The sequence below is a fragment of the Fervidobacterium gondwanense DSM 13020 genome (genome assembly GCF_900143265.1).
GTDB lineage: Bacteria > Thermotogota > Thermotogae > Thermotogales > Fervidobacteriaceae > Fervidobacterium > Fervidobacterium gondwanense.
Genome location: NZ_FRDJ01000005.1, coordinates 1 through 19,222 on the forward strand (window position 1 = coordinate 1; position 19,222 = coordinate 19,222).

At 40.3% G+C, this 19,222-nt stretch carries 20 protein-coding genes and 1 rRNA gene; 11 read left to right on the forward strand and 10 right to left on the reverse strand.

Translation table 11 applies throughout. The annotated features are described in order from the left end of the window. The 4 genes from BUA11_RS05415 to asnS all read right to left on the reverse strand — a co-directional run. A 16S ribosomal RNA gene (locus BUA11_RS05415) occupies positions 1-444 on the reverse strand; the annotation flags it as partial. Between the two features lie 404 nt (positions 445-848). After that, positions 849-1,427: a LysO family transporter gene (locus BUA11_RS05420; protein WP_072759205.1), complete on the reverse strand. Its 579-nt coding sequence runs from the start codon at positions 1,425-1,427 to the stop codon at positions 849-851. Then, complete coding sequence (locus BUA11_RS05425; protein ID WP_072759212.1) at positions 1,424-1,687, reverse strand: LysO family transporter; 264 nt, start codon at positions 1,685-1,687, stop codon at positions 1,424-1,426. Before BUA11_RS05425 ends, BUA11_RS05420 begins: the two co-directional genes overlap by 4 nt. Positions 1,688-1,769: 82 nt before the next feature. Beyond that, a complete protein-coding gene (gene asnS, locus BUA11_RS05430) occupies positions 1,770-3,068 on the reverse strand; it encodes an asparagine--tRNA ligase (protein ID WP_072759214.1) in 1,299 nt (432 codons plus the stop codon). 161 nt (positions 3,069-3,229) lie between these two features. Between asnS and BUA11_RS05435 the strand changes: the two genes are divergently transcribed. Beyond that, positions 3,230-3,751, forward strand: a complete 522-nt coding sequence (locus tag BUA11_RS05435) for a C40 family peptidase (protein WP_072759431.1) — start codon at positions 3,230-3,232, stop codon at positions 3,749-3,751. Positions 3,752-3,812: 61 nt separating this feature from the next. Here the strand turns inward: BUA11_RS05435 and BUA11_RS05440 are convergent, their stop codons facing one another. The 6 genes from BUA11_RS05440 to BUA11_RS05465 form a co-directional block, all read right to left on the reverse strand. Beyond that, positions 3,813-6,083 carry a glycoside hydrolase family 65 protein gene (locus BUA11_RS05440; RefSeq protein WP_072759216.1) on the reverse strand — a complete coding sequence of 757 codons (2,271 nt, stop codon included), beginning with the start codon at positions 6,081-6,083 and terminating at the stop codon, positions 3,813-3,815. A gap of 31 nt (positions 6,084-6,114) precedes the next feature. Next, positions 6,115-6,762: a beta-phosphoglucomutase gene (gene pgmB, locus BUA11_RS05445; protein ID WP_072759218.1), complete on the reverse strand. Its 648-nt coding sequence runs from the start codon at positions 6,760-6,762 to the stop codon at positions 6,115-6,117. 32 nt (positions 6,763-6,794) lie between these two features. Further along, complete coding sequence (locus tag BUA11_RS05450; RefSeq protein WP_072759220.1) at positions 6,795-7,691, reverse strand: carbohydrate ABC transporter permease; 897 nt, start codon at positions 7,689-7,691, stop codon at positions 6,795-6,797. A 24-nt stretch (positions 7,692-7,715) separates the two neighbouring features. Beyond that, positions 7,716-8,885: a carbohydrate ABC transporter permease gene (locus BUA11_RS05455; protein ID WP_072759222.1), complete on the reverse strand. Its 1,170-nt coding sequence runs from the start codon at positions 8,883-8,885 to the stop codon at positions 7,716-7,718. A gap of 72 nt (positions 8,886-8,957) precedes the next feature. After that, on the reverse strand, positions 8,958-10,178 hold the full coding sequence (locus BUA11_RS05460; protein ID WP_072759224.1) for an ABC transporter substrate-binding protein: 1,221 nt from the start codon (positions 10,176-10,178) through the stop codon (positions 8,958-8,960). Between the two features lie 24 nt (positions 10,179-10,202). Continuing rightward, on the reverse strand, positions 10,203-11,180 hold the full coding sequence (locus BUA11_RS05465) for a LacI family DNA-binding transcriptional regulator (protein WP_072759226.1): 978 nt from the start codon (positions 11,178-11,180) through the stop codon (positions 10,203-10,205). A 314-nt stretch (positions 11,181-11,494) separates the two neighbouring features. On the opposite strand from BUA11_RS05465, the gene BUA11_RS05470 reads away from it, so the two are divergent. The 10 genes from BUA11_RS05470 to dnaN all read left to right on the forward strand — a co-directional run bounded on the left by BUA11_RS05470 (position 11,495) and on the right by dnaN (position 19,204). Beyond that, the gene (locus BUA11_RS05470) at positions 11,495-12,082 is read left to right on the forward strand and encodes a hypothetical protein (protein WP_072759229.1); all 588 of its coding nucleotides are present in this window, start codon (positions 11,495-11,497) and stop codon (positions 12,080-12,082) included. A gap of 197 nt (positions 12,083-12,279) precedes the next feature. Continuing rightward, entirely contained in the window at positions 12,280-13,284 is a 1,005-nt protein-coding gene (glpX, locus tag BUA11_RS05475) for a class II fructose-bisphosphatase (protein ID WP_072759232.1), read from the forward strand. Between the two features lie 100 nt (positions 13,285-13,384). Beyond that, positions 13,385-13,753, forward strand: a complete 369-nt coding sequence (gene crcB, locus BUA11_RS05480; protein ID WP_245789574.1) for a fluoride efflux transporter CrcB — start codon at positions 13,385-13,387, stop codon at positions 13,751-13,753. A 31-nt stretch (positions 13,754-13,784) separates the two neighbouring features. Then, positions 13,785-14,123 carry a DUF190 domain-containing protein gene (locus BUA11_RS05485; RefSeq protein WP_072759236.1) on the forward strand — a complete coding sequence of 113 codons (339 nt, stop codon included), beginning with the start codon at positions 13,785-13,787 and terminating at the stop codon, positions 14,121-14,123. Positions 14,124-14,243: 120 nt separating this feature from the next. Beyond that, complete coding sequence (locus BUA11_RS05490; RefSeq protein ID WP_072759238.1) at positions 14,244-14,846, forward strand: GNAT family N-acetyltransferase; 603 nt, start codon at positions 14,244-14,246, stop codon at positions 14,844-14,846. Positions 14,847-14,864: 18 nt separating this feature from the next. Continuing rightward, positions 14,865-16,016, forward strand: coding sequence for a ribosome biogenesis GTPase YqeH (gene yqeH, locus BUA11_RS05495; RefSeq protein ID WP_245789538.1), 1,152 nt, complete (start codon positions 14,865-14,867; stop codon positions 16,014-16,016). A 40-nt stretch (positions 16,017-16,056) separates the two neighbouring features. Continuing rightward, complete coding sequence (pduL, locus tag BUA11_RS05500; RefSeq protein WP_072759240.1) at positions 16,057-16,644, forward strand: phosphate propanoyltransferase; 588 nt, start codon at positions 16,057-16,059, stop codon at positions 16,642-16,644. A 10-nt stretch (positions 16,645-16,654) separates the two neighbouring features. Further along, complete coding sequence (locus BUA11_RS05505) at positions 16,655-16,843, forward strand: ubiquitin family protein (protein ID WP_072759242.1); 189 nt, start codon at positions 16,655-16,657, stop codon at positions 16,841-16,843. 57 nt (positions 16,844-16,900) lie between these two features. Next, entirely contained in the window at positions 16,901-18,058 is a 1,158-nt protein-coding gene (locus BUA11_RS10465) for an HD-GYP domain-containing protein (RefSeq protein WP_245789540.1), read from the forward strand. 42 nt (positions 18,059-18,100) lie between these two features. After that, positions 18,101-19,204, forward strand: coding sequence for a DNA polymerase III subunit beta (gene dnaN, locus BUA11_RS05515; protein WP_072759244.1), 1,104 nt, complete (start codon positions 18,101-18,103; stop codon positions 19,202-19,204). Positions 19,205-19,222 lie beyond the last annotated feature (18 nt).

Sequence of the window (19,222 nt, forward strand, 5' to 3'; positions counted from 1 at the left end):
GCTTTTTTCCCTGAGAAAAGGAGTTTACACCCCGAAGGGCTTCGTCCTCCACGCGGCGTCGCTGGATCAGGCTTTCGCCCATTGTCCAAAATCCCCCACTGCTGCCTCCCGTAGGAGTAGGGCCCGTGTCTCAGTGCCCTTGTGGCCGGCCATCCTCTCAGACCGGCTACCCGTCGTCGGCTTGGTAGGCCGTTACCCTACCAACTACCTGATGGGCCGCAGGCCGCTCCCCTGGCACCTTTCGGCCTTTACTCTCCCGAGTCTACGGCGGTTTACCCGCAGTTTCCCACGGCTATCCGCCTCCAGGGGGCACGTTCCTACGTGTTACGCACCCGTCCGCCGCTATGCAGCCTTCCGCCAAAGCTTCCAGCCGCACCGCTCGACTTGCATGTGTTAGGCACGCCGCCAGCGTTCACCCTGAGCCAGGATCAAACCCTCCAAGCTAACCCTTGTCAGGTTCAACCCAAGCTTATCTTTTTTCGGTGGCTGCTATTCGTATTTCAATGACCGGGCTTTCCCTTACCTTCTTCGTGTCGTCGCTCGGCGCTTTGTTAATTTACCACAGTCCTTCAATTTTGTCAAGACCCGTACTTTCTTCCGCTTGCTTTCCTCAAGCGTTTCTTAATTTACCATATCCTCTTTGTTTTGTCAACTGTCTTTTTTCTTTTTTGCCTTCCGTCTGCCTTCTGTCAGACGGCGAGATTCATTCTACACCATCTTGCGTTAACTGTAAAGCCTCATTCCGTAACGACTCCTTACCACTTTCTGTTACAAACAACCACAGCATGCCTATCTCTCAGGCGTTTCGATAGTGACTAAAATACGCTAAAATAATATGGGAGTGTGAATTAGATTAGGAATTTCAAGAATATGTTCACAAAAACTGGAACGAGCAGGGAAATAACAAACCCATGTCCGAAGGAAACAAGAGCTGTCTCTCTGTCGCTATAAGTTGCGATAATTCCAAGAAGAGTATCCATAGACGTTGCCCCTGCAACAGATATTGTTCCGTAGCGAGAAAATTTTAGTCCAAACGGAGAGATAACTATTGCAATTAATTCCCTCAGCACATTTGCAAAGAACGATATACTTCCTATATACGCACTGTATGAATTTGTTATGAGGACAGCAGACAGACTGTACCATCCAAATCCTGAGGCAGCAACTATAGTTTCAAGCTGTTTCAACGGTAGGAAGAAGGACAATACTAATACAAATGAAAGGGTACCTACAATCGTTGAAATTATGCTTCCTATAATATCTTTCAAAAACCTCTTCTCTATCTTCTCCTTACTTAAATCCAAACCTACCAAGAATACAAGTGAATAAAGAACAATGTCAACAGTATTTCCCGGTAATTGAGTACGAGTAAGACGTCCAACTATCAGTCCAATAACAACAGATCCAATCAACATTAAGATGCTCATTTTTTATTCACCACCCTCTCAATAATGTAACCAACCAAGAAACTCCCCGCCCCACCTGCAAGTGCGATTAATAGTCCGAAAAATATTATTGAATCAATTTTGCTGAAAAGTTCATCGTTACTCCCAATTTTAAGTCCGAGAGAGAACAACAAGGTCATTGTAAGAAGCATTATCACTTTATATTTTCCTATCCATTTTGTATTTATGAATTTCCCTACAAAGAAACCTGCAAAAAATACGATTAATACCCACCAAATCATGTTCTTCGCTCCTTGTCAAAAGTCTTTATAAAAAGGGAGGCGCATATGCCTCCCAATCAGTTATTTAAAACTGCTTCGAAAATTACGGATGCACTCTGTAGAGCGTTCTTGCGAACGGAATGGCTTCTCTTATGTGTTCAAGGCCTGCAATCCATGCTATTGTTCTCTCCACACCAAGTCCAAATCCGCTGTGCGGAACTGAGCCGAAATTCCTTAAGTCGAGGTACCAGTCGTATTTTTCAACTGGCAGGTTATGTTCTTTCAATCTTTCAACCATTAGATCGTAGTCATGTATACGTTGCGATGCACCGACTATCTCACCATAGCCTTCCGGTGCAAGTAGGTCATCGCAGAGAACAACCTGCGGATTTTCTGGATCAGGTTGCATGTAAAATGCCTTTGCCTGTCTTGGGTAATGTGTTACAAACAATGGGCTGTCGAATTGTTTTGCCAAGACTGTTTCTTCGTCTCCTCCAAAGTCATCGCCCCATTTTATGTCAAATCCCTGCTTTTGCAAGAAGTTAACAGCTTCCGTGTAAGTCATTCTCGGGAATGGTTTTTGAACCTTTTCAAGTTTTGAAACATCCCTGCCAATCGCTACAAGGTCGTCGTATACGTTGTTCAGCACGTATTGGACTATGTAGTAAACCAGATCTTCTTGGAGCCTGACGTTATCTTCGTGTTCGTAGTAGGCAACTTCCGCTTCGTTCATCCAGAACTCTATCAAATGCCTTCTCGTCTTTGATTTTTCAGCTCTGAACGTTGGTCCGAGGTTAAACACTTTTCCGAGTGCCATACATGCTGCCTCTAAGTAAAGCTGACCTGTTTGCGCAAGGTAGACTTTCCCATAGTCAAAGTAGTCAACTTCGAACAAGTTACCTGCAGTTTCGCCAATTGCTCCGGTAAATATAGGTGTATCGATCTGCACGAAATCCCTTTCCCAGTAGAATTTTCTAATAGCCTTTATCACAGCATCTCTTATCCTTAGTATGTGGAACTGTCTTTTGGCCCTAAGCCAGAGATGTCTGTGTTCCATCAAGTACTCTATGCTGTGGTCCGGTTTCTGGATTGGAAAGTCTTCTTGCGGTATCTGAACTGGAATGATTTCCGTAGCAAGTATTTCAACGCCAGATGGCGCACGCTCGTCTTTTCTGACTTTTCCCTTTACGATGAAAGATGATTCAAGCCTGAGTTTATCGGCACTCTCAAAATTCTCATCGCCAATTGTGCTCTTTTCAGCTACAACCTGAACAAATCCTGTCCCATCGCGCATTTCTATAAACAAAATCTTACCACTTGACCTTTTACGCCTTACCCAGCCTCTCAACTCAACTTCCTGGTCGATGTATCCTTTTAAATCTTTTATGTACACCCACTCCATACCCAATGCCTCCTTGTTTTTCAATTCATTTGCTCAAGATACTTAATTTAGATTATACCATATCTGCTTTCTTTTCAACATTCTGAAGTTTTCAATCTTTCTAATGTTGAATTGGTATGTTATAATTTTCTGAGATGATGCAAGGAGGAGAAGAAATAGTGATGCGGAAAATTCTTTTGGTATTTTTACTTCTCGTAATCAGTGGAATGTATTTCGGCTTTACAACACGAGAGCTTACAAGCTCTGAGATAGAAAAAATGTTTTCGAAACTGTATAAACTGAGGGCGGTTCCATACGTTTGGGGCGGAACCTCCGAGCTCGGTTTAGACTGCAGTGGATTAATTATTTACTTATTAAATCAGTTAGGGTACAAGAGATTCGTTTACAAGAATTCCTTAGTGTATGACGTTACGGCAGACAATATGTACAGGTACAACACAAAGCCCATAAAGGAGTTGAAAGATTTAAAGAAAGGTGACCTCATTTTCTTTGACATGAATGAAGACACGGTGTTTGACCACGTTGTTATATTCGAAGGAATCGATAAATACGGAAATATATGGGTTTGGGATTCCGCTGAGATGTCCGACGGGATACACCAAAATAAAGTTGATAGGCGTCCTTTGTCTTTACTCTCGGCAAGAAAATACGCTTTTGGAAGGATTTTGGTTGTACAGCAATAAGTGATCTGGTGTATAAATTAACAAAACGGCTAAGGTATCAACCTTAGCCGTTTTCTCTTTTTCATACCAATTGAACCTCTGTTTTTCCACAATTTATTTTATACTTTCTGCCCTTTACTTCAACTTCAAGCTCTGTCTCGGATTCGAATGCGATTTTTTCTTTTGTGATGCTCACTTTAATTGGTTTTCCAGCGTAATGTATCTTGAAACTCAAAGATTTCCAGTGTTCTGGTAGCCATGGGTTGAATTTGAGAGAACCATCTTTTTCCAATTCCATGCCTGCAAATCCGTACACAACTGATTGCCATGCTCCACCAGCGGATGCTGCGTGGAAACCGTTGTTCGTGTTGCCCTGGTTGTCTTCCAAATCAACAAGCACTGTTTTTAAGAAGTATCTGTAGGCATTATGTGTATCCCCAACTTTAAGTCCCATTATAGAATACATTGATGGGCTCAAGGATGACTTGTGCATCGTCCTTTTTTCGTAATATTCATAATTCACTTTCATCTCTTCAAATGTAAATTCTTCTGGCAAGACCAACATAAGCATGACAACATCAGGCTGTTTGATTAACTGCGTTTCACCGAGTTTAGTCAAATCAAGTCCTTTGGGCCACTTTGGTAATCCGTTTTCATCCCATTCAGTGATTTCGATATCCTCCAACTTGAAGTATCCTTCAAATTGTTCTATCAGTTTCTCACCAGGTTTTCGAGGAATGTATATTTTTTCTGCCTTCTCTACCCAGCTGTTTACTTCTTCATCAGTCAATCCGAGAAGCGTTTTTAGTTTTTCAAACTTTACGGGAGATTTTTCCCTTATCCAATTATAGTATTCAACTGCTTTCAACAAATTCCATTTCGCAAGGTAGTTTGTATAAACGTTGTTGTCAACGTGTTCGTGAAATTCATCTGGTCCTATTACCCTCTTTATTTCATACCTGTCTTCTTTTTCATTGTACTCAAGCCTCGATTCCCAGAATTTGCCGGTTTCAAGTAGCATCTCAACACCGTAGTCGACCATGAATTGATCATCTTTGGTCACTGTGTGGTAGTGCACTAACGCAACAGCTATGTCTGAATTTATGTGAAATTCTTCGTCGCCAGTCCAGATTCTCACAGGATTTCCAAGGTAATCTTCACCCCACTTTGGCGTAACCTCAAGCCCTTCGTCGGCTGATTCCCACGGGAACTGGGCACCTTTGAACCCGTTCATCTGTGCATTTCTTCTCGCACCAGGAAGTGTGTTGTACCTGTAAAGGAGCAAATTCTTTGCATATTCAGGCAGCGTGTAAAGGAAAAACGGGAACATAAATATTTCAGTGTCCCAGAAAACGTGTCCCTTATAACCTTCACCATGCAAACCCCTTGCACCTATGCTTACCTTTGGATTGTCAGGAGCGCACTGGTAAAGGTGGAAGAGGTTGAATCGTATTCCAACTTGCGCGGTTTCATCTCCTTCAATCACTATGTCCATATCATCCCAAGTTTTTTGTACAATCTTAGCATGTATGTCCAGTTCTTTATCGAAGGTGTCTTTTAGAAAACTTTCTAATTCACAAACTGTCCTTTCTACAAGATTTTCAATTTCAACATCTAACGATGTGTAAATGCTTCCGAATTTCTCAATAATTATCGACTGATTTTCCTTTACAAATATCGTGTAGCTCTCTTGAGGATTGTCGCCAATTTTTCTAAACTTTCTGAACTTCAAAGCGTTTTCTCCATCTTCATATTTTCCAGAAATGTAAGTTGCGATTGCTATGTTGTGCCCTTTATCGTGTGTTTTCACAAGAACAATTATTCCTGGTTCGAGGTCCTTTGAATCGAGTATTTCGTAATGCTGCACTTTGTTTATTGGGTCAAGATATCCGTTATATGTGTTTGCATCGATACAGCTTTCAACTACAATTTTCCCGTTAAACTTTGGCGTAATTTTATATCTAACACCAAAGCGATGGAGGTTGGCTCTGCTTACGAATCTTTGAGATTCTACGAGTATCGTCTTCTCATTAACTTCAAACTCATACAAAGAGTTAAGCAAGCCATTCTCCATGTCGAGTGTTCGTTCATACTTTTTCAAATTTGAATAATCAAGACTCAGCGGCTCATTGTCAACGTATATAGCAAACCTAAGAGGGTCTGGAAGGTTAACAAGCTCGGTAACCTGTGCGTGGTGTTTATCAAAGATACCGGCAACATATGTGCCTCTCATTGCTCTGCTTGAAAATTCTTCTGTACCGCGTAAACTTAGATAGCCGTTTGCCAATGTGAAGATGGTTTCGTAAACGAGGTTTTCTTCTGGCAAGTATTTCTCTCTACGCACTGTCCACATCACACTTCCCTCCGTAAACTCAGAATTCAAGTCAGAATTCAACAAGCTCTATTCCATGACCCACGAACGAGGTTATAACCCTATCAGCATCCTTAAGTATCTCGTGATCACCAACGCCTATCACTTTCATTCCTGCCCTCTTCGCCGCCTCTATTCCGGCTACCGCATCTTCAAAGACACAACAATCTTTTGGATCAACATTGAGTTCCTCGGCTGCTTTCAGGAATACCTCTGGGTCTGGTTTGGCTTTCGTGATCTTAGTACCATCGATTATCGAGTCGAAAAGATCAACAAGTTCGATTCTTCTGAGTATTGTCATTGTGTTCTTACTTGCAGAACCGATAGCAATCTTAATTCCGGCGTTTTTCAATTTTCTCAAGAACTCCTCGACACCTGGAAGTATCTCGTCTTTTGTCATCTGACTGATGTATTCGACATACCAATTGTTCTTCTTGTCGGATAACTGTTCTTTCAATTTTTGGTCTTCGATCTTAATCCCACCAACTGAGAGTAAAATTTCAAGCGACTCCATTCGGCTTACACCTTTCAATCTTTCGTTGTCTTTTTCCGTAAATTCAAATCCGAGTTCTTTCGCTAATCTTTTCCAAGCAAGGTAATGATACTTTGCGGTATCGACGATAACACCATCGAGATCAAAGATACAAGCCTTAGGTCTCATGCCTCGTCCTCCTTAATAGAATTTTCTTATCTTTATCCCTTCACAGCTACCGCTTTTCCTGTTTCGATGAAGTACCTCTGGAATGAGAGGAATATTATTATCATCGGTATAGTCATGAATATCGATGCAGCCATCATGTATTGCCAGTAAGTGTAGTAAGATGTTTTGAAGAAGTTCAATCCGAGAGTAAGTGTGTACATCTCTTTCCTGCTGAGTATTATCAATGGCCACTGAAAGTCGTTCCAGGCTCCGAGGAACGTGTAAATGGCAAGTGCACTGACAGCTGGGAGTGCGTTCGGTAAAACTATCTTGAAGTATGTTCTCAAAATACCCGAACCATCTATCCTAGCAGCTTCTTCAAGTTCTTTTGGAAAGTTTAAGAAAAATTGCCTCATCAAGAACAAGCCAAATATGTTTGTGAGCTTTGGAAGGAAGAGTCCAGTGTAAGTGTTCACCAAACCGTATTTGACAAGCAAGTTGTACTGAGGAATAAGCGTTACTTGCCCTGGGACCATCATTGTTGCAAGGAACATCGTGAACCAGAAGTTTTTAAGCGGAAAATTCAACCGAGCGAACGCATAACCACCAAGAGAATTTAGCAGTATATTTCCCATCGTCAAGAGCCCAGCGTAGACTATGGTATTCCACAGCCACTTTCTGTAAAGCGGAACAACTTCGAAGATCAACTTGTAATTCTGAAACGTAAGTGGCGCACCAAACGCAGATGGTTTTGGGAAGAGTCTTATTTTCGGTGGCCAATCAAAGATATTTACGCCCTTTTCATTTCCGCTTTCATCAAAGTATGTAATTGGCGTAAGTGAAACAAGGATAGCCCAAGTAAATGGGAAGAGCGTAGCTATTGCGTATGCTATAAGTACAACGTATGATACTACGATTGATATATTCTTCTTGTCATTTCTACTGTCCATAGACTCACCGCCCATCCCGAAATATCAGTATTCTTCTTTGATGACTTTTCTTTGAATCAGCGAAAGCGTCAAAATCACAGCAAAGAGCACAACCGCAAGAGCTGATGCATAGCCCATCTTTCCGTATTCAAATGCATTTTTGTATATGTAGAACGAAATCGTTATGTTTCTTAAATTTCTTATCAGGAAATATATCTGGTCGAATACCTGCATACATCCTATTGTTCCCATTATGGAAACGAAGACTATTTGAGGTCTCAACAGCGGAACTGTGATCTTCCAGAAAGTTTGCCAACCGTTCGCACCGTCAATTTTCGCTGCTTCATAGATACTTGATGGAATATCTTGCAATCCGGCAAGGAATGTGACCATGAAGTAGCCTGCTGTAGACCATATGTTCATCGCCATTATCGCAAAGAGTGCTATATTCGGTTCATTGAGGTAATCTATCGGCTCAAATTTAAATCTTCCAAAAAGCGAAAGAAGTATTTTGTTCAAAATTCCCGGCTTTGAGTAAATGAGCCAGAAAATCATTGAAAGCGCCGCTGAAGAAGTTATCGCCGGCAAGAAGAAAACGGACTTGAAGAAGTTAACGCCCCGTATCTTAGAATTTGCCGCAACGGCAAGAATTATTGCAAGCAAAGTTTGGATTGGAACTACGATGATTGAATATAGAAATGCATTCCAAAAGGATGTGTAAAAGTACATATCCTTAAACATGTCTTTGAAATTTTGGATTCCGACAAACTTCGGTCTGTATCGCGTAAAGCGATTAGAATCATTTCTCATGTAGCGCCTCATGAAGTCTGAGATTTTAATTTCCTTAGGCAAGCGTCCTTCTCTGTAGTCAGCCAGCAGATTAAGTGAATCCAAGTTTTTCTTTATCAATTCTTTCTCTTCATCACTCAACTTAACACCAACGTCGATTTCAACAAATGTAACGGGGTCGAAGTAGTTCAGAAGTTCATCAACCGAATAACTTTTCGCTTCTTCACGCAAAACACCTGTATGAATCTCGAGTGCATCGTACGGATTAAAAACATATGTGAACTTTCTCGCTTCTAGAGGCTGGTAATCTGTCAAGCTATAATAGAATGCAGCGATTATTGGATATATTGTGAACACAAGAACTGTTAATATTACTGGCAGAGAAAACAGATAACCCACAATAGCTTCTTTTGTCCTGTACTTCACGGCTAAGACCCCCAGAATGTTTTTAATAAAGGGGAGGCAGGCGCCTCCCTCTTTTTAAATTGTCCAAGGAAGTTACTTGCCTATCCATTTGTTGTAGTTTGTTTCTATCGTCTTTACTGCATCATCAACTGTTATCTTTGAGTAGAAGAGGTCTTTAAGGAGTGAGTTAATCTGATCGTTTGCTGTTGCGAACAATCCGGTTGGTGTTGGAACTTTCCAAGGCACACCGTATTCGGCACCTTTGTAGAAGACTTTCTTTACTGGATCTGTATCTTTCGCCGCGATTGATTTTCTTGACGCAAGCACACCTGCGCCGTCAACGAATATCTGTTGACCTTCCGTAACGAGGAACTTCAAAACTTCCCATGCTGCATCTTTGTTTGGAGTTGCTCTGTTGATTGACCACGCTACTGTGTAAATCATCGTTGCCTTCTTGATACCTTTCGGCATTTCAACGATGCCCATCTTCTTGAACGTATCTGGGAATGAGCCTTTCATGAAGCCTATTGTCCATGGACCTTCCATAACAACTGCACATTTTTCTGTTGCTATAGCTTCACCAAGCCATCCTGAACCAAGTGCTGATGGTTCTTTCGCAACCTTGTGTTTTGTTACGAGGTCAATGTAGAATTGCAGTGCTTTCTTTGAATTTGGTTCTCCAAGAGCTGTTGAGAGGTCTGGCTTTACAAGTCTTCCACCGAAGCTTATAATAAATGGTATGACCCTGTTAAAATCTGGTGCGAGAGCCAGAGGGGTTTCGTAACCTGCTGCTTTTAGCTGTTGGAGTTTCTTGAGGAAGGAGTCCCATGTCTCATCGTTGGTGAGATGTGGGACTTTGTATTTATCGAATATCTCTTTGTTGAACCAAACTGCCAACGTCGAGAAGTCTTTCGCAATTCCGTATAGTCTGTTCTGGTACTTGAAAGCATCGACAAGCGATGTGTAGAAGTCGTTGAGGTCGAAATTGTCTCTCTTGACATATGTGTCAAGTGGCAAAAGCACGTTTGCCTTTGCTAGTTCTTCGAAAACATAAACATCAACGTAGAAGATATCTGGTCCTGTTCCACCGGAAAGTCTTGTCATAAGAACTTGCTTGTAATCTCCAGCGATAGGTTCCCAAACGACTTCGATACCTTTCTGTTTTCCTACCGTTGTGTTGAAAGTATCAACTGCCTTTTTGATAGCTCCCTCTTCGATTGGGTTGCCGGGCCAACCACTGATAGTGATCTTCGATGCTGCGAAGATCGAAAGTGTTGTCAAAACCGTCAAAAGTACCACGAGTAACTTCCTCATACTAAACCCTCCTTTTCAGAATAGTTATGGAATAAGGAACCTCTTGGTTCCACGAACAATTAACTCTGTGCTAATTAGCTCTGAATCTACCTTTTGTCCTCTTGATAATCTGTAGAGCTTCTCAGCTGCCTTAGTACCGACAACTTCTATGTGCTGGTCTACGGTTGTCAGGTTCGCGATCTCTGAAAGATGTATATTGTCGAAACCAACAATTGGAACATCTATCCCGTTCCTTTCACAGAATCTCAGTGCTGCATACGCCATAACATCAGATGTGCAGAAAATTCCATCAAATTTTCCCTGATAAATCTCAAGTATCTCTTTTACTTTCTTTTCATCATAATATCCGTATTCCTCAACTATTGTTATGTCGCCGTGTCCTTTACAACCATCAAAGAAACCATTCCTTCTATCCCTTTCAAACGGGAGAGTTGGATCACCTCCTACAAACAACAACTTTTTTCTCCTAAGAGACAAGAAGTGTTCTGCTGCTATGTAACCTCCGTTGTAGTTATCAGAATCGACATAGATGAAATTGTTCCTATTGTTCCGTCCAACGCATACATAAGGAAACTGCAACTCATTTAACAATTCAACACGCTCGTCATCGTCCTTCAAATCCATCAATATAACTCCATCTATCATTTTAGAGAGCACAAGGCTTCTGTAGTACTCAATAACATTCGTTTTGTTTGGGTTGACAACGTCAACCACCAGCTTTAGATTGTTCTCTGAGAAATATCCGACAGCGCCTTTGAGGAACTTAGAAGTGTACGAATCTTCAAAAACTCTCTCAACTTCACTCAGAACTGCAAGTAAGAAAAGCCCAGTGAATCTCTTGCGAAGAGATTTCGCAACTGAATGAGGAGAATATCCATACTTCTTCGCCATCGAAAGCACCAGTTCTCTTGTAGATTCTCTTACCTTCTCAGGCTCATTGAAAACTCTTGATACAGTTGCAACTGAAACTCCACATAAATTCGCCAATTCTTTGATGTCCATAAGAACACCCCTAAATCTATATGTTGCATGTCTTTAATGTAATCGATTACATTGGTAATATATCACAATATACTTGTGAAAATTAACCCCTAAAAAATTCCGAATATTGACGATTTTCATCTTTATATTTCGAGAAATATGCAATACTGCATATATCTAATTTTTTCTTGAATTTCAACTGCAAAATGTAATCGATTACATAACTCAAGAACGGGTTATAAGTTCTGATTTTCAAAATCTCCCGAAGTTTGATGATATATTTGATGATATAATAGGAAGCAGGATTACAACGTCTCAAGGGAAGTGATAAAGGTTTGAACATACTCAGTGATTACTTTAAGAAATTTCTAAGGAACTTGCGAAAGTTAGCTTTTTCAAGAAGAGTGCCGAGAAAATTTCTAACTGTTGCAATAATACATTACGATGGAAAAGGTCTCAAAGATGTAATAGGCAACTTTTCCGTTGAACTTAAGTCAGCGGATGTTATCGTTGGGAAGAATTTTTCAAAGGAAGATTTGAAAATTTTGAGAGCTTTTGAAAGAAGTTTCCAAAACAAACACATTCTTCTAACCGAGCTCGATAACAGCAACTCTGTTTTATACCATCATGGAAATTATATAAACCACGTCAACTCCTTCGATATAAAGAAACTACGTTCTTTTGAAAATCACGGCACGGTCATTGTTGTCGTGAACGATAAGAAACTTGGCTGGATGATAAGCCAAATGTTTCCATTCTACTGCATAATCCCCGGCGAACCATTCCAAGAAACTTTAATAACCGCTCCCATTCCGCTTACAAGGAATTCCGATGGGTATTATTTTTCAAAGATATCTTATCGGAATCAGGTTACTATCATAGACCTTAACATCGAGATACTATCCGACTTTAAAGCGAAGTAAATATATTTGTGCGTTAACTGGACACAACGATTCGCAACATTTCCCGAAAATCAACATTTTTCTCCCTTGTTATGAAAAAAGTTCCATTATTCATTCTAAAGAAGGGGTATATAACAGTATGCATATTCTTTTAACAATACTTTCACGTGAACAACGGTGCTAAAATTTTACTGAGGTTCAAACAAGGGGGGGACATTATGGAGAAGGAAATTACCTTGGAACTTGTGCGTGTTACAGAAGCTGCTGCTTTGATGGCAAGCAGATATCTTGGACGTGGCGATAAAGAAATCGTTGATCAAAAGGCATCTGATGCGATGCGCGGTATGCTGGATTATATCGAAATGAGAGGTACTGTTGTCCTCGGGGAAGGTGAGAAAGACAAAGCCCCGATGTTGTATATAGGTGAACAAGTCGGTAGATGGGAAGAGGAGGATCCGGAACTCGATATCGCTGTTGACCCGATCGACGGAACAAGACTCGTTGCATATGGACTTCCCAATGCCATAAGCGTCATTGCAGCAACGGAAAAGGGTGGTATTGAGTATCTTCCAACGTACTATTCATACAAACTCGCAGTTGGTCCAGAGCTTGCCGGGAAGCTCGATATAAATGCAACAATCAGGGAAAATCTTAGAGTAGCTGCAGCAATCTTAGGTATGGAAATATCAGAATTAACTTGTGTTGTACTTAATAGAGATAGACACAGAGAAATAATCGATGAAATCAGAAGGGTCGGAGCAAGGATAAAGCTCATAAGCGATGGCGACATAGCAGCGGCAATTGCAACAGCTCTTCCTGAAAGTAACGTCAACATATACATTGGAATAGGTGGTTCACCAGAAGCGCTCCTTGCAGCAGCCGCGTTAAAATCGCTCGGTGGAGAAATACAAGTTAAACTATGGCCTATTGATGAAAATGAAAGGCTGAAACTCGCAGAACAAGGATACGACACTGAAAAAGTTTACAAAACAGATGATTTGATAAAAAGCGATAACGTAATATTTGCAGCAACCGGCGTGACAGATGGTGATATGCTTAAAGGTGTGAAATTCTACAAGAACATTGCAATAACAGAGTCGATAGTGATGAGATCGAGAACAAGAACAATTAGAAGAATTATTGCACAACATAACCTGAATTACAAGACTATACCTCTCAAGAGTTCAGGCGAAATAAGGTACATCAATGGAATAAGGAAATGAACAATATTGCACAATAATCTGTCAGTGGTTAGAATAGTGGTGGTAGTCTTGCCACCACTATTTATTTTTAAGAAATTGGGAGGTGCTTAAGTTGTCTAAGGTGTTAATGGTTGGTGCTGGCGGATTTATCGGGGCTATACTTCGCTATTCTGTGTCTTTATATATGGCTAAAATAAGTCAATTCGATATACCACTGGGCACACTCTTAGTTAATGCGTTGGGCGGATTTTTGATAGGTACGATTATGGAGTTCAGTATATCAACAGAGTTGATTTCTCCAGAATTGAGGTTATTCTTAACCACAGGTATATTCGGCGGGTTCACAACGTTCTCCACATTTAGCTATGAAACGGTTGCATTGCTATCAGATCGTGCGTATATGCTTGGTTTTTTGAACGTGGTTTTGAATTTGTTTCTGAGTATATTTGGCGTAGTACTCGGAAGGTTAGTTGTTTACATAGTCATTTAGTACCTTTCTCTAACTTGAGGGGGGATTAACTGTGAAATTAGAAGGACACGGTAAATTGCTTAGAATATTCATCGGCGAATCAGATAAGTGGCACGGCGAACCTTTATATCACGCAATCGTCAAGAAGGCTAAGGAGTTCGGTCTTGCAGGTGCAACAGTAATACGCGGAATTGAGAGTTTTGGAGCTAACAGTAGGGTTCACACTACGCTCAGTGAAATTCTCTCACAAGACTTGCCGATAATCATAGAGATTGTTGATAAAGAGGAGAAACTTAATGAATTCATAAGAATGATTGACCACATGATAACAGAAGGGTTGGTAATAATGATGCACGATGTGGAGATAATAAAATATGTTAAATCGCAGTGACAAAATTTAAAGATTTAAGAAACTGTATATCAAGGATACTGAGGCTTAAACAGTTCAAAAGTTATGGTATAATTTTTTTGGCTTATATTTTATAAAAACTAAAGGCGAGGTATTCCATTTATGGCTGACGTGCTTATACGAGAGGCTCAGGTTTCTGACGCAGATGTTGTTTCAAGCTTAATATTGGAAACAGGGCAGTCTTTTCTACCGCTGCTTTTTGGACCATATGTGAAAGTAATCCTTGGCAGGTTAGTAAAAACACCCGGAACTGTATACTCGGTTGATAATATCTATGTCCTCGAGGTAGAAAAAGGGAAAGTCGTCGGAATGATAGTAGCATTTGCAGGAAATACAATAATGAAGAGAGCTCTCAAAACTGGTATTGCATTATTCAGAATCATGGGTTTTGACCTGATTAGAAGGCTTCCTTCGTTCAGGTTAGTGTGGATGCGCAATAAAATAAGCAGAGACGAATTTTATGTATCAAATATAGCCGTCAGCAGGGAATATCGAGGTATGGGATACGGCAAAAGACTGATGGAATTTGCTGAAGAACTTGCAAAGAAAAATAATTTTAAGAAAATCTCGCTCGATGTTGAGAATACGAACAAACAGGCGATAGATCTTTATAAGAAACTTGGGTACATCGGCAAGAAGGTGAACAGAGTAACGATTAGAAATCAAAAATTCACTTTTGTGAGAATGGAAAAGGCGTTAAAATAAATAACCTGAGGTGATAGAATGACAAATAATCAAGGTGCTTCCATGACTCATAGAGACACCAAAAAAAGCGAATGTCCTGGATGTGGAGCGGAGATTCAGTTTGAGCATCCAGGAAAACCAGGTTTTATTCCTTACGAAGTATACGAAAAGCGCTTAAAAGAAGGAAAGGAAATAATTTGCCAAAGGTGTTTTAAGTTGAAAAACTACGGGATGTTCACAAGCGAAGCAGACGAAGACCAAATCATGGATTTCTTGATGAAAGTGTTAAAGAAATTCAAAAATGTAATGTACGTTTTTGATGTATTTGATTTCGAAGGCACTTTCAGACCTGAAATTATTGAGCTTTTGGAAAAAAACAATGTGATTTTTGTTGCTAATAAGTTCGATACACTCCCCAAAACCGTTGGCGCAAATCAGTTGAAGCAGTGGCTTATTAAACGCATAAACGTACCGAATGCGCAAATATACATAACAAGCACAAAGAATAGATTCGGGATTAGTAAGTTGAAAAAAGATTTGGAAAGGCTCACGGGCAGTATCTTAGTTCTTGGCGTGACAAATGTTGGGAAATCTTCTATATTGAAAAGTATAACAGAATCATCCGTTACTGTATCTCCTTATCCAGGCACGACTATAGGGCTTGTGGAACACAAAATTGGAAAACTTAAAATTTTTGACGCGCCAGGAATTGTTGTAGGTGACAGGATGATAGAGCTGTTTGATCCCGAATGTCAATCAAAAATCCTCGCTAAAGGCGAAGTCACGCGAAAAACGTTTAAACCTTATCCTGAAGAAATGATCTTCATCGGCGGACTTTGTAAATTGAACGCGGTTTACGTCCCCGACGAAACTCTTAGGCCAATTTTCCAGATATACGCTCCTGAAAATGTAGCGTTCCACAAAACTAAGAACGAGAACTTTATAAACAATTATTCAAAATATTTTGGAAAAGTTCTTGTTCCTCCGTGTGGTAAATTCGATGTCTCAATCCTGAACTTCAAGGAAGAAGAGATAGTTGTCGATGAAAATCAGGAACTATCGATATCTGGGTTCTGTTGGATAAATGTTAAGAGAGGCCCTGTAAAATTCAAACTCACATTACCCCAAGATGTGAATGTGTACGTAAGGGAAGCATTAATGCAACCGAAAAGGAAATTTAATAAAATTTAAGATTGTTGCGTCATTAAAGTTCAGAGAGGAGGAGTATTATATGAAAAAGAAGGAGTTACCGATTGTTGCAGGTGTTAGCAACAGACATGTTCACCTTTCTAAAGAAGACGTTGAAATACTTTTTGGAAAGGGTTACCAACTTACACCGATTAAAGACCTTGGTCAACCCGGGCAATTTGCTTGTAAAGAAACAGTTATTATTGTTGGCCCAAAGGGCGCTATCGAAAATGTTAGGGTACTTGGACCAGAGAGAAAAGAAACACAAGTTGAGATTTCTCTCACAGACGCATTTAAACTCGGCGTGATGCCACCGGTAAGAGATAGTGGAGATATTGAAGGCACACCTGGAATCGTTATAGTTGGTCCAAAAGGAACGGTTGTAAAAGATAAGGGCGTAATTTTAGCAAAAAGGCACATCCACATGCACACAGCAGACGCAGAGAAATTTGGCGTTAAAGATAAAGATATCGTTAAAGTCGTCGTTGAAAAAGGAGATAGGAGATTGATATTCGATGACGTTCTTATAAGGGTAAGCGAGAAATTCGCCCTTGAATTTCATGTTGATACGGATGAAGCAAATGCTGCTATGTTGAAAACAGGTGACTACGTATATATACTTGAGGAGTGAGCATAATAAGGTGAAAGTCTTTTACGAATATCAGACATTCGAATTTAATGAATCTCTTAGAGGTTACGAGCTTTTAAAGAGATTGGGACTGAATCCAGAGGAACATTTAATAATTGTTGAAGACGAACTTTATACTGAAGATCGCGTAATTAGAAAGGACAAGGAAGTGAAAATAGTAAAAGTAACGAGTAGTGGGTAAGCTGTTTTCCAAATTGTCTCAAATCTGCATTTTAGTTTTATAACGGGAGGTCGCAGTGTGACTTTGCATTTTTTTCTTACAACAGCTATAATTTTATCCATATCCTTGAATATAATTTTACTCTTTAGACTTCGAAAGAAAAGAAAGCAGCTTTTAAAGTACTCCTCTCAGCTGCAAAAGTTTCGAGATCTCTCTACAAAACTTAGAGACATCGTTGTGCAGCGAGAGGAGACTTTTTACAAAAATCTTCACGAATTGTCGATTGGTTTTCTTAAGAATGTTAAGAAAAGCTATTTAATAACCTTTGACGGCGAATACGGACAAGTCGTATCAGCTCTTGGCGACACCTCAGCAAAAGAAAAAAAAGTTAGAAAGATAGATCTACCGTACTCTGTCGAAAGGGTTTATTTGGTTGAAAAGGATAAACTTTCTGCGATTTTTGAGCCTTCGCTCGATACATCAGTTACTTCAGATACTTCTTCTAAAAAAATCCTCGTGACAGATATACATATAGGAGGAGAACTAAAAGGTAAGCTCTTAATTGAACGCGATGAACCGTTTGTTTCAGATGAGATCGACACAATTAAGAGTTTAAGCGGTTTTCTAACATCATTTATGGCAACACATAGCTATGTGACCAGCCAAGGTAAGTTCCAAAAGGACATGATTTTGACAATAATTAGAATTTTGGAATACCATGATCCATATACGAAAGGACACTCTAAGAACGTTGCAAATCTTGCTTCACTATTGGCAGAGAAATTGGGACTGTCCGATGAATTAATAAGAAAAACTTATTGGGCAGCTTTAGTGCACGACATAGGAAAGATTGTCATTCCGTCAACGATACTTAACAAGGAAGGAAAACTCACGATCGAAGAATTTGAAATAATTAAAAAACACCCTGTTTATGGCCATGATTTTCTCTCAACATCTGCTGACTTGAGAGAACTTGCAAGATACGTGTACCACCACCATGAACGTTGGGATGGCAAAGGTTATCCATCAGGACTTTCAGGTGAAGACATACCGCTCATTTCGCGAATCATAGCAGTGGTAGACGCTTGGGATGCTATGAGAAGCAGTAGGCCATATCGAAAGGGGCTAAGTAAAGAAGAGGCTTTGAAAGAATTGATTGAACATTCTGGGATTCAATTCGATCCAAATATAGTGAGGACGTTTGTAAAGCTCATCAGAGAGCATTTGGTAGATTAGCAAAATAATGTATAACATCGATATGCGAGAGGAGGATATATGATGCTGAGATTCTCGGTTAACAAGTCAGAGATCGCAAAGAAAATATCGATTGCATCTTCTTCAATAGGCTCAAGAACTGTAGATCCAATTTTGCAATGTTTGTTATTCAAACCAACAGACGGGCACATAAGCATATATGGAACAGATCTGCAAACTTCTGTGATTTCATTGGTGCGCGTTGGCGAATATGAAGGCAACGAATCATTCGCTGTCGATGCAGAGCTTATAGACGATATAGTAAGCAATCTGTCTGAGGAAGAGGTTATCTTTGAGTATTCAAATGGAAAACTGTTGGTCAAAAGTGGCAAGGCAAAATACAACATCTCAACTATTTCAGACATTGAAAGATTTCCGATAATAGAAGTAGACAACGGTGGAGTTAGATTCAGCATAGATACTTCCATATTAGAAGAGATGCTCGAAAGAGTGAGCTTTTGTGCATCAAGCGAAAGCGCAATGAGGGCACTTAACGGAGTTTACTGGGAGGTACACGGCGGATTCTTGAGACTGGTGGCAAGCGATGGTTACAGACTTGCACTCGCAGAACAGAAACTCGACATCGATAGTGAGTTCGATTTCATACTGGCTCTAAAGAGTGTAAAGGAGCTCGAAAAGCTCGTTTCAAGTACAACAGAGCCAACCATCAATATAGTGTACGACCACTCAATAGTGTCGTTCAACGCCGGAGACGTAACAATGGTTGTTAGAACCGTTGAAGAAACGTTCCCAGATTACAAGCGAGTGCTTCCAAAGGCATTTAAGACCCGTGTTGTCCTCAACAGTGACGACTTTTCAGAAGCACTCAAGCGCGTAATGATCATATCAAAACGTGGAAACGAAAAGGTCCAGCTCAAAATCACCGACGATGTAATGGAACTTTCCAGCCAGAGTCCAGATTTCGGCGAGGCAATAGAAAACATACCAGTCACAAAAGACGGTGAAGATTTGATAGTCAACTTCAACCCGAAATTTCTGAGCGAGGCTGTCAAGCACATTGGTGAAAAGGAAATTGAATTCAACTTTGTTGACAACATAAACCCGTTGCAAATAAACCCGAGGAATGTGGAAGGATACATCTACATAGTCCTACCAGTAAGAGCGTAAGTGTTATTACAGTCAGTT

Bases quoted from the DNA above. Each gene is read 5' to 3' on its own strand.
- BUA11_RS05420 (WP_072759205.1), bottom strand. From the start codon at position 1,427: ATGAGCATCTTAATGTTGATTGGATCTGTTGTTATTGGACTGATAGTT.
- BUA11_RS05425 (WP_072759212.1), bottom strand. From the start codon at position 1,687: ATGATTTGGTGGGTATTAATCGTATTTTTTGCAGGTTTCTTTGTAGGG.
- asnS (WP_072759214.1), bottom strand. From the start codon at position 3,068: ATGGAGTGGGTGTACATAAAAGATTTAAAAGGATACATCGACCAGGAA.
- BUA11_RS05435 (WP_072759431.1), top strand. From the start codon at position 3,230: ATGCGGAAAATTCTTTTGGTATTTTTACTTCTCGTAATCAGTGGAATG.
- BUA11_RS05440 (WP_072759216.1), bottom strand. From the start codon at position 6,083: ATGTGGACAGTGCGTAGAGAGAAATACTTGCCAGAAGAAAACCTCGTT.
- pgmB (WP_072759218.1), bottom strand. From the start codon at position 6,762: ATGAGACCTAAGGCTTGTATCTTTGATCTCGATGGTGTTATCGTCGAT.
- BUA11_RS05450 (WP_072759220.1), bottom strand. From the start codon at position 7,691: ATGGACAGTAGAAATGACAAGAAGAATATATCAATCGTAGTATCATAC.
- BUA11_RS05460 (WP_072759224.1), bottom strand. From the start codon at position 10,178: ATGAGGAAGTTACTCGTGGTACTTTTGACGGTTTTGACAACACTTTCG.
- BUA11_RS05465 (WP_072759226.1), bottom strand. From the start codon at position 11,180: ATGGACATCAAAGAATTGGCGAATTTATGTGGAGTTTCAGTTGCAACT.
- glpX (WP_072759232.1), top strand. From the start codon at position 12,280: ATGGAGAAGGAAATTACCTTGGAACTTGTGCGTGTTACAGAAGCTGCT.
- BUA11_RS05490 (WP_072759238.1), top strand. From the start codon at position 14,244: ATGGCTGACGTGCTTATACGAGAGGCTCAGGTTTCTGACGCAGATGTT.
- yqeH (WP_245789538.1), top strand. From the start codon at position 14,865: ATGACAAATAATCAAGGTGCTTCCATGACTCATAGAGACACCAAAAAA.
- pduL (WP_072759240.1), top strand. From the start codon at position 16,057: ATGAAAAAGAAGGAGTTACCGATTGTTGCAGGTGTTAGCAACAGACAT.
- dnaN (WP_072759244.1), top strand. From the start codon at position 18,101: ATGCTGAGATTCTCGGTTAACAAGTCAGAGATCGCAAAGAAAATATCG.